Consider the following 13809-nt stretch of genomic DNA (forward strand, 5'->3'; position numbering starts at 1 on the left):
GGGATAGGTGGGCGATAATGGTCGAACACTCATCATAAAACCTCCAGGTGTGGACGGTCGTAACGCGGGCATCTTTTGAGCGTGTGGAACGAGGCGCGTCGACTGAAATCGAGCAACCTGGGATTGCATCACGTGATTCAATCTGGACGATTGGTCTGCGATCTGGCATCTCACACAGGTCGGATTTCGGCGGTGCGTTGTCGTGAAATGGGTCGGAAGCGTCGGCGAGCATTGAGGTGATGAGAAAAACCCCGGGAATGCTCGTTTTTCGGGGGTAAGTGTTTGTTTTTTCGGCGTCTTTTGCTACACTGAGAGGCATGGAAACACTCCCTCCCCATAGCACGAACCCCCTGGATTTGAGCGATGCTCGCAAACGCATCTGTCTCGTCCAGTCCTGGCGCGGTGATCGGATAGGCGCCCCTTCCGCCTCCTTCGGGAGGCGGCCCCGTTGAAGCTGCGGCCTTACGCTCTTGGTACTCTGCATCGTTTCGGCCTTCCGCCTCCTTCGGGAGGCGGCCCCGTTGAAGCTTTCCTTTGAGGCAACTATTGCCTCGGTTATGCCCACCTTCCGCCTCCTTCGGGAGGCGGCCCCGTTGAAGCGAGCTCCTTGAGTACCTTTCGCCCAGAGTTCTTCATACCCTTCCGCCTCCTTCGGGAGGCGGCCCCGTTGAAGCATGGAAAGGGCGATCTGATCAACGTTCGTGAAGTTAGCCCTTCCGCCTCCTTCGGGAGGCGGCCCCGTTGAAGCATGAACCTCATATACATTTCCGCCGTCATGGTCGATCCCTTCCGCCTCCTTCGGGAGGCGGCCCCGTTGAAGCCGCCCTGGAGCTGGCCACCACTAAGGCCCCTCCATCCTTCCGCCTCCTTCGGGAGGCGGCCCCGTTGAAGCAGGTCTACTTACTCCACGCAACATAGATAGTGCATCACCTTCCGCCTCCTTCGGGAGGCGGCCCCGTTGAAGCTTGACTGCGACCAAGAAGCCCCCGCTTGCGCGGAGCGTCCTTCCGCCTCCTTCGGGAGGCGGCCCCGTTGAAGTCGGCATTACTGGCCCAGCTGCGCCAATCGGCGCAGCCTTCCGCCTCCTTCGGGAGGCGGCCCCGTTGAAGCTCAGCGCTCCACACGGTGCCGATCGACAGTCCGGCCACCTTCCGCCTCCTTCGGGAGGCGGCCCCGTTGAAGCCTGCATTCTTCTCGAATCAGCTTTGCTGATTCGAATAGCCTTCCGCCTCCTTCGGGAGGCGGCCCCGTTGAAGCCGCGGAGGGTGCTCGCGACGGCACCCAGCAGCGTAGCCCTTCCGCCTCCTTCGGGAGGCGGCCCCGTTGAAGCCGTTTTTCGTTGATGATGTTGAGTTCACTTTTGTACCCTTCCGCCTCCTTCGGGAGGCGGCCCCGTTGAAGCACGTCGCGCGGCACCCAGACAGTCACCTGGTCGATGCCTTCCGCCTCCTTCGGGAGGCGGCCCCGTTGAAGCAGTAGATAGCGTCGGGTGACGCGGCCCCACACGATATCCCTTCCGCCTCCTTCGGGAGGCGGCCCCGTTGAAGCGGCCTGTGCCCAATAATAGCCACCAGCAATAAGCTCCCTTCCGCCTCCTTCGGGAGGCGGCCCCGTTGAAGCTGGATAGCTGTTGCTGCATGGGGAATTTCAACCCCATCCCTTCCGCCTCCTTCGGGAGGCGGCCCCGTTGAAGCCCGTGAAATCACGGAGGATGCTCTGGAGTAGCATTTTCCTTCCGCCTCCTTCGGGAGGCGGCCCCGTTGAAGCTACTGCGTGCTGACCATCCTCCATAACAAGCGCAGCTGCCTTCCGCCTCCTTCGGGAGGCGGCCCCGTTGAAGCCCTTCCTGGTCAGCCCCGAAGCCAAAGTTGCGAAAGCCCTTCCGCCTCCTTCGGGAGGCGGCCCCGTTGAAGCGGGCACTGGCCCTGGTCGGTGATACCCTCGCACTGTATCCTTCCGCCTCCATCGGGAGGCGGCCCCGTTGAAGCTCCACAGCGCTGAGACTGGCTCGCACCAGGGCCGCAACCTTCCGCCTCCTTCGGGAGGCGGCCCCGTTGAAGCAACGCTGGCGGCTTCGTCCTGTACCGTAAGGGGCGCAACCTTCCGCCTCCTTCGGGAGGCGGCCCCGTTGAAGCAGCCCACGCGGGCAGGGTGATGGTGGTCACGGTGTCGGCCTTCCGCCTCCTTCGGGAGGCGGCCCCGTTGAAGCGTTCAAGTACATCACCTGGCCGGTGAGGTACTCCTTCCTTCCGCCTCCTACGGGAGGCGGCCCCGTTGAAGCGGCGCGCTCTTCCTCTCGCGCCGCCGCCTCCTGCTCCTCCTTCCGCCTCCATCGGGAGGCGGCCCCGTTGAAGCTGACAGGCCGAGGTCGCTGCGGATCTCGCGCAGGCGCTCCCTTCCGCCTCCTTCGGGAGGCGGCCCCGTTGAAGCTCAAGGTTGGCAGCTTTGGCGGCGACTACCTCGAGCTCCCTTCCGCCTCCTTCGGGAGGCGGCCCCGTTGAAGCGCCTCGAGAGCGGTGATGTCCTCCCGATGGTTCTGTACCTTCCGCCTCCTTCGGGAGGCGGCCCCGTTGAAGCCCTTCAGACGCCGGTACCTATCGCACGTCGAGCTCGCCCTTCCGCCTCCTTCGGGAGGCGGCCCCGTTGAAGCGACCGTTGAACGCTGGATTATGAATCCCCGTGGCGACGACCTTCCGCCTCCTTCGGGAGGCGGCCCCGTTGAAGCCCCTCGTACTCGCTGGAGTCCGCGAAGAAGTTGCGGCACCTTCCGCCTCCTTCGGGAGGCGGCCCCGTTGAAGCCCCTTGAGCACGGATCGGACGATGCTGCGGCTCACGCCCCTTCCGCCTCCTTCGGGAGGCGGCCCCGTTGAAGCCCCTCGTACTCGCTGGAGTCCGCGAAGAAGTTGCGGCACCTTCCGCCTCCTTCGGGAGGCGGCCCCGTTGAAGCGCGATCCATTTACCGATACTTTCATCTTCGCGCCTAAACCTTCCGCCTCCTTCGGGAGGCGGCCCCGTTGAAGCCTATAAGCTGCATAACAGGCGAGATAGATTGCGACGAGCCTTCCGCCTCCTTCGGGAGGCGGCCCCGTTGAAGCTTCGATTTGGCACTCATTGCCTGAACACATTAACATGCACCTTCCGCCTCCTTCGGGAGGCGGCCCCGTTGAAGCATGCGGGCTTCGTACTTTTCCGTGGCTTTCGACATTTCCTTCCGCCTCCTTCGGGAGGCGGCCCCGTTGACGTCAGCCCGGCAGATGTGGCGCGACGAGTTGCGGCGTGCGTGCTTTTCCCTTCTTCGATGACACACGCCTCCTCGCGCGCAAGCGCACCATCTGGCTCGCTGGACACCGTGATCAAAAAAGCCCCGGATGCTCACTGGAGCGTCCGGGGCTTTTTCGTTGATTCGCTTAATCGGCTTTTTGTTTTTTTGGAGGCATTTGAAGCGAAAAGGTGAGTTCCAGGTTGGAGGGAAACTCGTTGGGAAGCTGCTTGCTCTGGACCTTGCCCTTAAAGGCGACCTGGACGAAGTCAGGGAGGATGGTGTCTTCGAAGTAGGTGCGCATCTGGCTAAATTGCGCACGGGAGACGGGGGTGGTGCCGTGGGCGAGCATGGAGTCGTTGCGGATCTCGCTGAGGGTGAGGCGAGAGGTTTTGGTGGCGCGGGCCAGGGGGGCCAGGGGGCCGTCGAGGCGCTCGATGAGGAGCCAGGCCTGGTAGCTCCCCATCACGTAGAGTCCTTTGTGGTTCTCGTGAACGAGGTCTTTGTACTTCTCGACGATCTCTTTTTTGACCTTGCCGGTCTCGATCTTGTCGTGGTGGTAGTAGAGGGTCCACTGGGCGATCCACTCAAAGGCGCGGTAGAGCTGGAGGGTGGCGACATCGTACTGGCCGTTTTTGGCGCGGCGAAGGGCAGCAAGGTAGAGATCGTAGATACAGCAGGCCTCGGTGTAGACGTCGAGGCCTTCTTTTTTGAGCAGGGCGATGGTGCCCATCAGCTTGCCTTCGACCAGTGTGGGGGTCGCATAAAGACGTCGATACGCCTCGGCATAGTCGGCGCGGTCCCAGGCGGCGTATCCGCGGCTGAGCTGGAGGAGCTGACGAAGAAAGGGCGCGCTGGAGCCGGTGTTTTTGAGGATGCGAACGGCGTCATCGTAGGCGTAGCGGGACCATGCCTGCTCGACGAGGTCCAGCCACCAGAAGGCGCGCACCTGGGTGGTATCGATCTTCGAGACGGCTTCGTCGCCGTCTTGCACGCGGGTATGCTGGGCGCGGGTACCGGTGACGAGTGAGAGGGTGACGTTATCTGTTTGAACGGCGGCCATCATCAGCGCGGCCGACATGGATTTTGTGCCGCCGGTGTAGTCTGCCACCACCGGAGAATGAGCTGCGTCCTGGCGCAGCTCGGGGAGAAGCTTTTCGAGAATATGAGCTGGAGAGTCCGCCGCCACCCGGATCACTCTGTAGGCATCCTGGCTCAACCCGAGCTGGGTGGGGATGTTGGGAAGGTCGGGCGGCGAATTGTAGCTGCTTCGGCAGACGTACCCCGGGCCTTCGATCAATTTATGAGTACCGGAGGTGCCTGAAGCCGGATCGTCGTCGCTGCACACAAAGACGATATGATCTGGCGAATGAAAATCGATCGTTTCGAGCAGAGGTTGGTGGCTGCCGCCCACAGTGCAATAGAGAACCTTCATCATCGACCTCATGGTGTAAACATGCATCTTCCCAGGGCGCAACGCCCCCGCGAGGGAAAAGACGAGCCCCCCGGGCATCACGCACAAACCATCAAGTCACCACCATAACGCAAAGAGGGGAAGGCTGACATCCACGAAAAACCTGTGGAAAACCTGAAATAACGATCAAAAAGCCCCGTTGACACCCCCCTTCTGCCCCCACCATACTTCTGCCATCAACATCGACCATCCTCTGTCGAGCCGGGTTCGGTTCGCATGCGTGGGGGATATGGATTGACACAGTGAGCAGGAGAGCCTCGTGACCATTCAGGCAGATCTCTCGGCAACCTTTCGCGTGACCACGCCCGCCTTTATCGGCGGCGGTGATCCTGGCGCGAAGGATGGCGCCGAGCTCAGGCTGGCGAGCTTTAAAGGCGCGCTGCGCTTCTGGTGGCGTGCCACCATGGCCGGCGAAGTGGGCAACAACGTCGACGAGCTCCACCGCCGCGAGGCGGAGCTTTTTGGCGCGAGCGCCGGAGGCCCGGGAGGTGGGGGGCAGTCGGCGGTGCGGATGTTTTTGGAGGTGAGCGATAAGCCAAAGCCTGTCGAGGTCGGAGATGTGTTGAAAGATGGGAGGACGACGGTCGGCAGCGGGGCGCGTTACCTGGGGTACGGGGTAATGACAGCCTTTGGCAAAGACTCGGGGAAGCTCACGCGAGCGTGTTTGCCCGCACCTTTTGAGTTCACCGTGCAGATGCGACTTAAGCCCACCATTCGGTCGCGTCGCGCCGAGTTAGAGCGCGCTATCAAAGTGATGGGGCTCTTTGGCGGGTTGGGCAGTAAGTCGCGCAAAGGCTACGGGAGCCTCACGCTTATGAGCCTCAAGCGCAAAGGGGATGGCGAGGTCTGGACGGCCCCCACGACCACCGACGAGTTCCTGGAGGCCATCACCACCCTCAAGCTCTCGCCGCTTCGAGGCGCACAGCCCGAGTGGACGGCGTTTTCGGATCAAGCGCGGGTCATGCTTGTGCCAGCACGAAAGGGTGACTCGGCTATGGCGTTGCTGAACAGGCTTGGTGAAGATCTGGTGATGTACCGAAGCTGGGGAAACGAGGGAAGGGTATTAGAAAAGGAAAAGGCTGAACGGAACTTCCGAGAGGATCACGACCTGATTTACGAAGTTAAAGGTGTTGCGATCAAACATCCCAAACGTGTCGCTTTTGGGTTGCCTCACAACTACTTCATTAAAGATCGCAAAAAGCCAGGCAGACGAAAGACCGTGTTTGTTGGGGCCCTGAAGTATGAGCGGCGCGCGAGTCCGCTCTTTTTCCACATCCACGAAGTGGAGAATCAAACACCTATCGGGGTCGTGCTCTTAATGCCTGCACGTTTCCTCCCTGAACGCGAGTTGATTGTCATTGGGAAAGGACGTGATGCCAAATCTGCACCATTGAGCGCCAATGTACTGGAGCCCGTCGACGCCTTCCTTACGCGTCTTAAAGAGGGACCGAAGCCCAAACAAGGTAGACCTTATCGCGAGCCTTACGCAGGCGTGAAGGAGGTGCGTTTTGTCTGACTTGCTCGAGTTTCATTTCACCCTGGGACCGGTTCAGGGCTTTGTGGCGCAGTCGCGACGCACGCGTGATCTCTGGGCCAGCTCCTACCTGCTCTCTTATTTAGCGCAGAAGGCTATCGACGAGGTCGCAAAGGTAGGCGGCACCCTGGTGCTCCCCGCGCCCTCCGACACAGTTGAGAGCCCGAAAGCATCGCATGTGGGTCCGGCACACGGCACCGTGCCTAACCGCTTTATGGCTCGCGTACCCGAAGATCACGCCGAGGCGCTGGGCGAAGCCTGTGTCAACGCTGTGAACCAGGCCTGGCAAAACATCGCGGAGGGTGTCTGGCAGCATTTTGTGGCAAAGGTTGCCCCAAAAGGTCATGACACCCGCAAAATATGGAAGCGTCAGGTTGACCATTATTGGGAGATGGCCTGGGCTGCCGGTGATGAGCCTGGTCTGTTAGATCGACGCAAAAATTGGCGCAGCCCGGCGATGAGCGTGGAGCCGGGTGAGCACTGCATGATGATGGCGCAGTTCCAGGAGCTCTCGGGTTTTGAGCGCCAAAGATATAAAGAGCGTCGAAGTCGAGACGCCTTCTGGGAGGCGATGCGCGAATCGCTGGGCGCCCTGGATCTTGCAAAAGATGAACGCCTCTGCGCCATTGCGCTGATCAAACGCCTTTACCCGAAGATCGCGCACGAGGTGATGGGACACGCGCTCGACGCCCAGAGCTGGCCCTCGACTGCATACCTCGCTGCGGCGCCCTGGATCGCTCGGGTGGCCCGCACCCTTCCAGACGACGCAAAGCGTTACGGGGACCTTGTGTATGAGGTCGGCGGAAAGGGCGTGTGCGGAGAGCGTGATGCGGCGATCAAGTCTGTACGTCAGCACCGTAAAGAAACCGGCCGCTTCACCACCCTCGACGGGAACTTCTTTCTGGAAAACGCCCTCAGCAACGAAAATGCCACTCCCCTCTCCGCAGACACCACTCGCCGCGACGAGCTGCTCGAGGGCCTGGCCAGGCTGCGTAAAAAAGCTCGCGAGAAGGGACTGGGAGAGCCTTCAACCCATTACGCGCTCCTGCTGATGGACGGCGACTCCATGGGCAAGCTCCTCGATCAGGCTCGCACAAAGGGGAAGGGCGAAGAGACCGTCTCCCGGGCGCTGACCACCTTCGCCGACGGGGTCCCCTCAATCGTGCATAAGCATGACGGTGTGACCGTCTACGCCGGCGGTGATGATGTGCTGGCGATGCTCACCCTGGAGCGCGCGTTGGAGTGCGCCGACAAACTCTCTGCGTCTTATAAGAAAGCGTTTGATGACGAGAGTATTGATGGAGCGACCCTCTCCGGCGCGCTGATCTACACCTATTACGCCACGCCCTTCCGCACAGTGCTCGCCACGGCGCATCATCTTCTGGATGACGTGGCCAAAGACGCCACCGGCCGCGATAGCCTGGCCATCGCCGTTTACAAGCACAGCGGTCTGGGCGCGGTGTGGTCTGCCCCCTGGGGACATATTCGCAACCCAAACAACGCCACAATCCCAAACAACTCCACAATCCTCGACGATCTGGTGGCGGCATTTGAAGGTGATGACACACGAGGGGAGTTCTCATCGAGCTTCTTCTACCGCCTGCGCGAGCGTTTTGGGCTGCTCTGCGACCGCCCCCTTCACGCTCCCGGGACCTATGGGGAACTGGTGGAGGGGCTGGACTTTGCAAAGGTGCTGGCCGCTGACTTCGTCAAAGGCAAAAAGACCACCGCAGAAGGGAAGGCACCAGATATTGAAGAGGCGGAAGACCTGATGAAGCTCTTGCTCAAAGTCTCTCAACGCACACGTCGTATCGGCGGAGACAATACGCCCTATGAGGTCGAAACCAACCCTAAAACCCTGGGAATCGACGGGGCGATGGTGGTCCGTTTTCTAGCCGGTGAAGGCATCAAGGCCCGCGAAGGAGGTCAGCAATGAGCAACACCGAGACGTGGCATCTTGAGTTGGAGCCGGTCGACGCCTGGTATTTTGGCGATGCGGGCCCTTATGACATGGGAGAGGCTTCGCAGACGGAGTCCAAAACCCTCTTTCCCCCTCATGCTCCTACGCTGGTAGGCGCCCTTCGCGCGATGCTGGCGCGGGCAAAGGGGTGGGATGGTCGCTCTCGCTGGAATGAAGGTACAAACGTCGATCTGCGACTCGAAGAGGTGCTGGGCAAAGATTATTGGGATCTGGGTCAGGTGCGTTTTGAAGGGCCCTTTCTCACCCGAGTACAGTCCAACAGCGATGCAAACGAGGTGATGGTGCCCATGCCCCTGCATATCCTCGGTCGAATGAAAGAGCTCGACACGAAAGAGAAGACTGAGGTCTGGGAGCCCGCCGCGCGCCTGCGCCCCGGCAATAATGCTGTACTTTGCGATATGGGCCGGGTGCGCCTCCCGAAGATTGCCTCGGATAAACCCGAGCGCGGGCTTAAAGAGCCCGAAGGCATTTTTGTGACCGTGGCAGGTTTGGAAGCGATCCTGCGCGGCGACCTTCCGGCGACGTCGGAGGTGGTGCGCAGCCGTGACCTCTGGCGAGGTGAACGACGTGTGGGGCTTGAGCGTGAAAGGGAGAGCCGCACCGCCAAAGAAGGCGCGCTCTACAGCCCCACCTACGTGCGCCTGAAGCCCGGAGTGCGCCTGACCATGGGCGTCAGCGGCCTGCCCGAGGACTGGGTCAGCGAAAAGTTCACGCTGCCCGGGCTGATGCCCCTCGGTGGGGAAGGGCGTATGGCCAGCGTGGAGCGCTTAGAAGGGGCAGCGATGGCCAACGCCCCGCTGGAGGCCATCGCCGAGAACGGACGTATGAGCGTGACTTTGCTCACCTCGGCGCTCCTTACCCCCGACGACACCACCGTCACATGGCCCCGACCCCACAGCGCACTCGCGGAGAACATCCCGGGCACGATCGTCTCGGCCTGCGTGGGCAAACCCCACTACATCGGAGGCTGGGACAGCCTCAAGCGCAAGCCCGTCGCACCGCAGCCCTTTGTGCCCGCCGGGAGCACCTATTTTCTCGAAGACGTCGACGCCGATCTGGAGACCCTGCGCCAGCTTCACGGAAGCTGCATCGGTCGTCGTCAGGCCTTTGGTTTCGGCCAGGTCGCGCTGGGCGTCTGGTGATTTTCTAGTGAGACACAACCCATACACTGACTGTTGAAGCATGATTGGAGGATCTATGAACGCAGCACTACTGGGATTGTTGGCCGAGACATCCATTCACCCCGGCGCCGGCCAGTCCGCCGGCTTTGTCGACCTGCCCGTGGCCCGCGAAGCCGCTACCGATTACCCGGTGATCGTGGGAAGCAGCGTGAAGGGCGCCCTGCGCGATATGGCGCGCCAGCTTGGAAAAGACGATGAGCAGTTGGCGGAGCAGATCTTCGGAAAGCAAGAGCACGCCGGTCAGCTGCTCGTCTCCGATGCGCGTCTGGCCATGTTGCCGGTGCGTAGTCTCTCGTCGAGCTTTCGGTGGGTGACGTGCCCCCACCTGCTGGAGCGCCTGGCGCGCGATCAGGCTCGCGCCGGCGCGTCGGTTGACGTGGCCGAGGGCTTCGCAGCGCTGCGCAAGCTCACGGAAAACAGCGCGCTCGGCAAGAAAGACGCCGATGAGCCCTTCCTCTTTCTGGAAGAACGTCAGTTTCAGCTCACCGGCGACGTCCCCGCCGAGATCATCGCGCTGGTCGAAGGATTGATCGCCCACACCATCACTCGAAGCAGCCTGAAAGAGCGCCTGGTCGTTGTCTCCGACGATGATTTTGCCTGGTTCGCGCGCTATGGGCTGGCAATCAACGCCCGCAACCAGCTTGATGTGAATACCAAAGAGAGCAAAAACCTCTGGTACGAGGAGACCCTCCCCCCCGACAGCCTCTTTTATGTGGTGCTGGCCGAACGCAGCACCACCAGCAACGCGCTGGAGCAAACCCTTAGCTGGTTCAAAGCTCGCCCTTACGTGCAGATGGGCGGCAACGAGACGGTGGGGCAGGGGTGGTTCGCTGTGAAAAGCGTTGTGAAGGGAGGTCAGTGATGAGTCAGCCTCCAAAACAGCAGGATAAGCGAACGATTGATCAGCAGCGCGCGGCTCACGCGATGAAACTAATCAACGCGCGAAAAGAGATGGGGCCTGACGCCTACAAAAAGTACCCGAGCTACGTCGACGGGCTCCCAGCCTCGATTGTTATGAGCGGGCTGGGTCAGGCCTGTGCCACCCTTCTTGCGGCTACGCGCGGTAAGCAAAACGACCCTCACCGCATGCTCTACGACGACCTCAACGCGTGGATGTGTCAGGCCAACACGTACTCACCTTATGCCAATAAAAGAGATCTGCTCACCGCCATCACCGAAGGCACGCAACGCGACTATGTGCGCGCTCAGGCCGAAGCGCTGGCTTATCTGGTGTGGCTCAAGAAGTTCTCGCAGGCTTTTCTCAAAAACCCTGACGCGGAGTGAGCACAATGAGACCACTTTATGATCTGGAGCCGTGCGCCACACTCAAAGAGCTACAACGACCTGAGGGCAACACCGGGCTCTGGTACGACAAGTTCGGCGATCGTTGGGGCAAACTTGAGGAAAAAAAGGAGAGGGCGGAGGAAAGGCTAAGTGAATGCGCCTGGCTCAGCTCAGACTTGAAGTTCGATAAGTCGATCTGGGTCAAGACCGCCGTCACCGGAACCGGCAACGGCAGTACCGCCACGGTGATTGGAGAGAAGGAGCTGCTCGAAGGCTACGCGCACCGACGCGCCACAATGGTCTCCAACCTCAAGGGGAAAAACCTTGCGATGACCACCGCCTCGGTCTTTGTCACCGGGCTGGGGCGAGAACATCCGGTAGAGAATGGGATGGCCTGGCATACCACGCTCGGTACTCCGTTTCTTCCCGGCAGCAGTGTGAAGGGGTTGGTGCGCGCCTGGGTGGACGAAGAGTATGTGCAGGGAGAGAAAGAGAGCGAGGCCGCTAAAGAGCGCGACCGCATCTTTGGCAAGCTCTCTCAGGTGGGCAGTGTGAACTTTTTGGACGCATTGCCCACGGAGCCGATCAGGCTCAAGCATGAGATCATGACCCCGCATTACTCGGACTACTATCAAGACAAAAAGATCCCGGGCGACTGGGAGAGTCCTACGCCCATCCCCTTCTTAGCGGTCGATGCCGGAGCGAATTTTCACTTCGCGCTCGCGCCTCGCCGACCAGACAACGCCAGGGATCAAGGGGATGTCGAGACGGCGGCGCGCTGGCTGGAAGAGGCGCTAACCTGGCTGGGCGCGGGCGCCAAAACAGCGGTGGGTTACGGCCGCTTCACCAGGCTGGAAGGTGATGCCGAGGTGAAACTTCGCTCTACCGCGTGGAGTGCACAAGAAGATATTGAGCGTCGTCAGCGTCTCACGCCGCTGGAGCGCGGGCAGGAGAAGGGCGCGAAGATGTCGGAAGATGACGCGCTGGACTGGGTGCGTGAGACGCTCACTGGCGAGCCCGGCGTCGCGCTCGACGATGAAGAGCAGGAGGGGATTCGCCTCGCGTTGAAGGAGAAGTTTTATGGGGAGTGGGCCAAAGGGAAGCTTAAACCCACCACGAACATCAGCATCTCAGCCTCCAAACTCAAGTCCGATTATGCCGTTCGCTTCGTGAGCGAAAACAACGACGAGGACGAGCAGGATCAGGTGCTGGCCGCTCTCTCGCCAGACGAGCAAGAAGCCATCGTGGCACTCAACAAAGTCGCCGACCACGATAAGAAGAACCTCGTGAATAAAACCATTGAGGAAGGGAAGAAACAGGGCTTTAGCGCGACGTTCTGGGAGCTCTTCTTGCCCCACGCCGTCGAGAAGCTCAAAGGCGGTAAGCGCAAAGACCAGAAGGCGTTTAAGGCCTTCGCGGCCTGGCTCAAAAAAGAACACGGCATCAGCTAAGCATGGCCGCGGCGACGCGCGCCCCCTGGAGGAATCATGAGCGAGGAAACAACGCCCGACGTCGTCAACGTTTTTTGTGTGGTGGGCGCGTCGCCCGCAGTTGTCACCGAGACGATCTTTGCGCTCTGCGTCGAACATCCCGACGAGGATACTTCACCAGTGTGTGTGGAACGTTTGGTGATCGTCACGACCGCCTTTGGCAAAGCGCGTCTTGAGAGCACATTGCAAACGCAGCTTGAGCAGATGGCGCAGGACTACCCGGCAGCGGCGGAGCGCATCCCCACCTCGCCAGCGCAATACCGGATTGTGGTGCCGCAGGGCAGCGATGAGGCCCCGCTGGAGGATGTGCGTAACGCCATGGAGAGCGCGATCATGGGCGATGCCATCGCCCGTGAAATCGACGCGCTCACCGCAGAAGGAGAGCCGCGCCTGATCGCGTCCCTGGCCGGCGGACGCAAGACCATGGGTTTTTATGTCGGAGCCACCATGTCGCTCCGCGCTCGTCCCGGCGATCGTCTCACCCATGTGTTGGTGTCGGATGGGGCCGAACGATGCCCGGAGTTCTTCTATCCCACCCCTGAGCCTCGCGAACTTGGTGAAGGGCGAACCTTCATTGCAGACGCCTCGGCCATTCGCGTCGAACTCCACGAGCTTCCCTTCGCGCGCCTGGCCACCGTACATAAGAACGCCCCCAGCCTGAGCTATCAGGAGATGGTACGCCGCGCTGAGGAGGGGGTGCAGGGGCCGAAAGAGCTCAAGGTCGATTTCGAGGAGGGAGAGATCACGTATGGGGGGCAACTCCTATCGGTAGGAGGAGGCGTGAACCATGCGATGTATATGCATTTGATCTGGCTGCACGCCAGAGGTCTGACTCCGATTTCGACGGAAGCGTGGGTTGATCCCAGGGTCGTTATTCATGAATCAACCCCATATGTATTGGAGCTTCAGGATATTTACGGTCGAATTGATGGCGGTGATGGGGAGGCGTTCTTTTTGAAGAACGCGAAGGCACTTACAGACCTTAAAACCCTGGATAATAGTCGCGGCTCCGTTCGTACAGCGGTGGGAGGCATTCGAAGACGGCTTCGAGCGCAGCTCAGCAAACGGTTCAGCGAGAGTGATATGGAGTGGCTGATACCGCCTAGTGGTAAAGGTAGGGGCTACACCCTGAACATCCCTGCGGAGCGAATTATCATCGTTGGGGCAGAAGAGCTGGCGGACGTGTCGTAGGTCGAGCCACTGCAAAAGACGTGCAGGTAAAACGAAGACTGGCGGCAACACAACGAAGGCGCGCGGATAAATACCCGCGCGCCTTCGTTGTGTTGGAGATAATGCGGGGCCTCAAGCCGAGGCCTCGACGCCTTACTTTTTCGCTGCCTTGACGGCGATGATGACGATCTTGACGGCGATGACGGCGATCTGAGCTGCGACGTGCGGGGGGATGGGGGGCATCGAGATTCTCCTGAATAGGGGATGGGGTCCAACATCAATAAAGGGTGAGCGGCGTCGCCCGACGACGATGAGGAGGTCGGGCGAGTTAAGGAGATTAGCTCTTGGTCTTCTTGGCCACTTTGACGATCTGGGTGGCGATGACGACGGCCTTGGTGGCGGCGATGATGACGACGGGGATAGCGATGAAAGGCGG

8 protein-coding genes and 1 CRISPR repeat array are annotated in these 13809 nt (G+C 60.6%); of the genes, 7 read left to right on the forward strand and 1 reads right to left on the reverse strand.

Going from position 1 to position 13809, the window contains the following annotated elements; all coding sequences use genetic code 11:
• The first annotated feature begins 419 nt into the window (after nucleotides 1–419).
• A CRISPR array of direct repeats spans nucleotides 420–3243; the repeat unit is 36 nt; unit sequence CCTTCCGCCTCCTTCGGGAGGCGGCCCCGTTGAAGC.
• A gap of 164 nt (nucleotides 3244–3407) precedes the next feature.
• Complete coding sequence (locus tag FRC98_RS19680) at nucleotides 3408–4694, reverse strand: TIGR02710 family CRISPR-associated CARF protein (RefSeq protein WP_230467831.1); 1287 nt, start codon at nucleotides 4692–4694, stop codon at nucleotides 3408–3410.
• Nucleotides 4695–5028: 334 nt separating this feature from the next.
• Between FRC98_RS19680 and cmr1 the strand changes: the two genes are divergently transcribed.
• From cmr1 to csm6, 7 genes are all read left to right on the forward strand, one after another.
• Nucleotides 5029–6249, forward strand: coding sequence for a type III-B CRISPR module RAMP protein Cmr1 (gene cmr1, locus FRC98_RS19685; RefSeq protein WP_230467833.1), 1221 nt, complete (start codon nucleotides 5029–5031; stop codon nucleotides 6247–6249).
• Nucleotides 6242–8203 (forward strand): type III-B CRISPR-associated protein Cas10/Cmr2, encoded by a 1962-nt coding sequence (gene cas10, locus FRC98_RS19690; RefSeq protein ID WP_146983228.1) that lies wholly within the window; start codon nucleotides 6242–6244, stop codon nucleotides 8201–8203. Before cmr1 ends, cas10 begins: the two co-directional genes overlap by 8 nt.
• Nucleotides 8200–9390 carry a type III-B CRISPR module-associated protein Cmr3 gene (locus tag FRC98_RS19695; RefSeq protein ID WP_146983229.1) on the forward strand — a complete coding sequence of 397 codons (1191 nt, stop codon included), beginning with the start codon at nucleotides 8200–8202 and terminating at the stop codon, nucleotides 9388–9390. The genes cas10 and FRC98_RS19695 overlap by 4 nt, the downstream gene beginning before the upstream one ends.
• Before the next feature lie 55 nt (nucleotides 9391–9445).
• On the forward strand, nucleotides 9446–10291 hold the full coding sequence (gene cmr4 / locus FRC98_RS19700) for a type III-B CRISPR module RAMP protein Cmr4 (protein WP_146983230.1): 846 nt from the start codon (nucleotides 9446–9448) through the stop codon (nucleotides 10289–10291).
• A gap of 62 nt (nucleotides 10292–10353) precedes the next feature.
• Nucleotides 10354–10713 (forward strand): type III-B CRISPR module-associated protein Cmr5, encoded by a 360-nt coding sequence (gene cmr5, locus FRC98_RS19705; RefSeq protein WP_230467832.1) that lies wholly within the window; start codon nucleotides 10354–10356, stop codon nucleotides 10711–10713.
• Nucleotides 10714–10718: 5 nt separating this feature from the next.
• Nucleotides 10719–12164, forward strand: a complete 1446-nt coding sequence (gene cmr6, locus FRC98_RS19710; RefSeq protein ID WP_146983233.1) for a type III-B CRISPR module RAMP protein Cmr6 — start codon at nucleotides 10719–10721, stop codon at nucleotides 12162–12164.
• 36 nt (nucleotides 12165–12200) lie between these two features.
• Complete coding sequence (csm6, locus tag FRC98_RS19715; protein ID WP_146983235.1) at nucleotides 12201–13394, forward strand: CRISPR-associated ring nuclease Csm6; 1194 nt, start codon at nucleotides 12201–12203, stop codon at nucleotides 13392–13394.
• Nucleotides 13395–13809 lie beyond the last annotated feature (415 nt).

Origin of the sequence: Lujinxingia vulgaris (assembly GCF_007997015.1) — a bacterium.
In the GTDB taxonomy this organism is placed as follows: domain Bacteria; phylum Myxococcota_A; class Bradymonadia; order Bradymonadales; family Bradymonadaceae; genus Lujinxingia; species Lujinxingia vulgaris.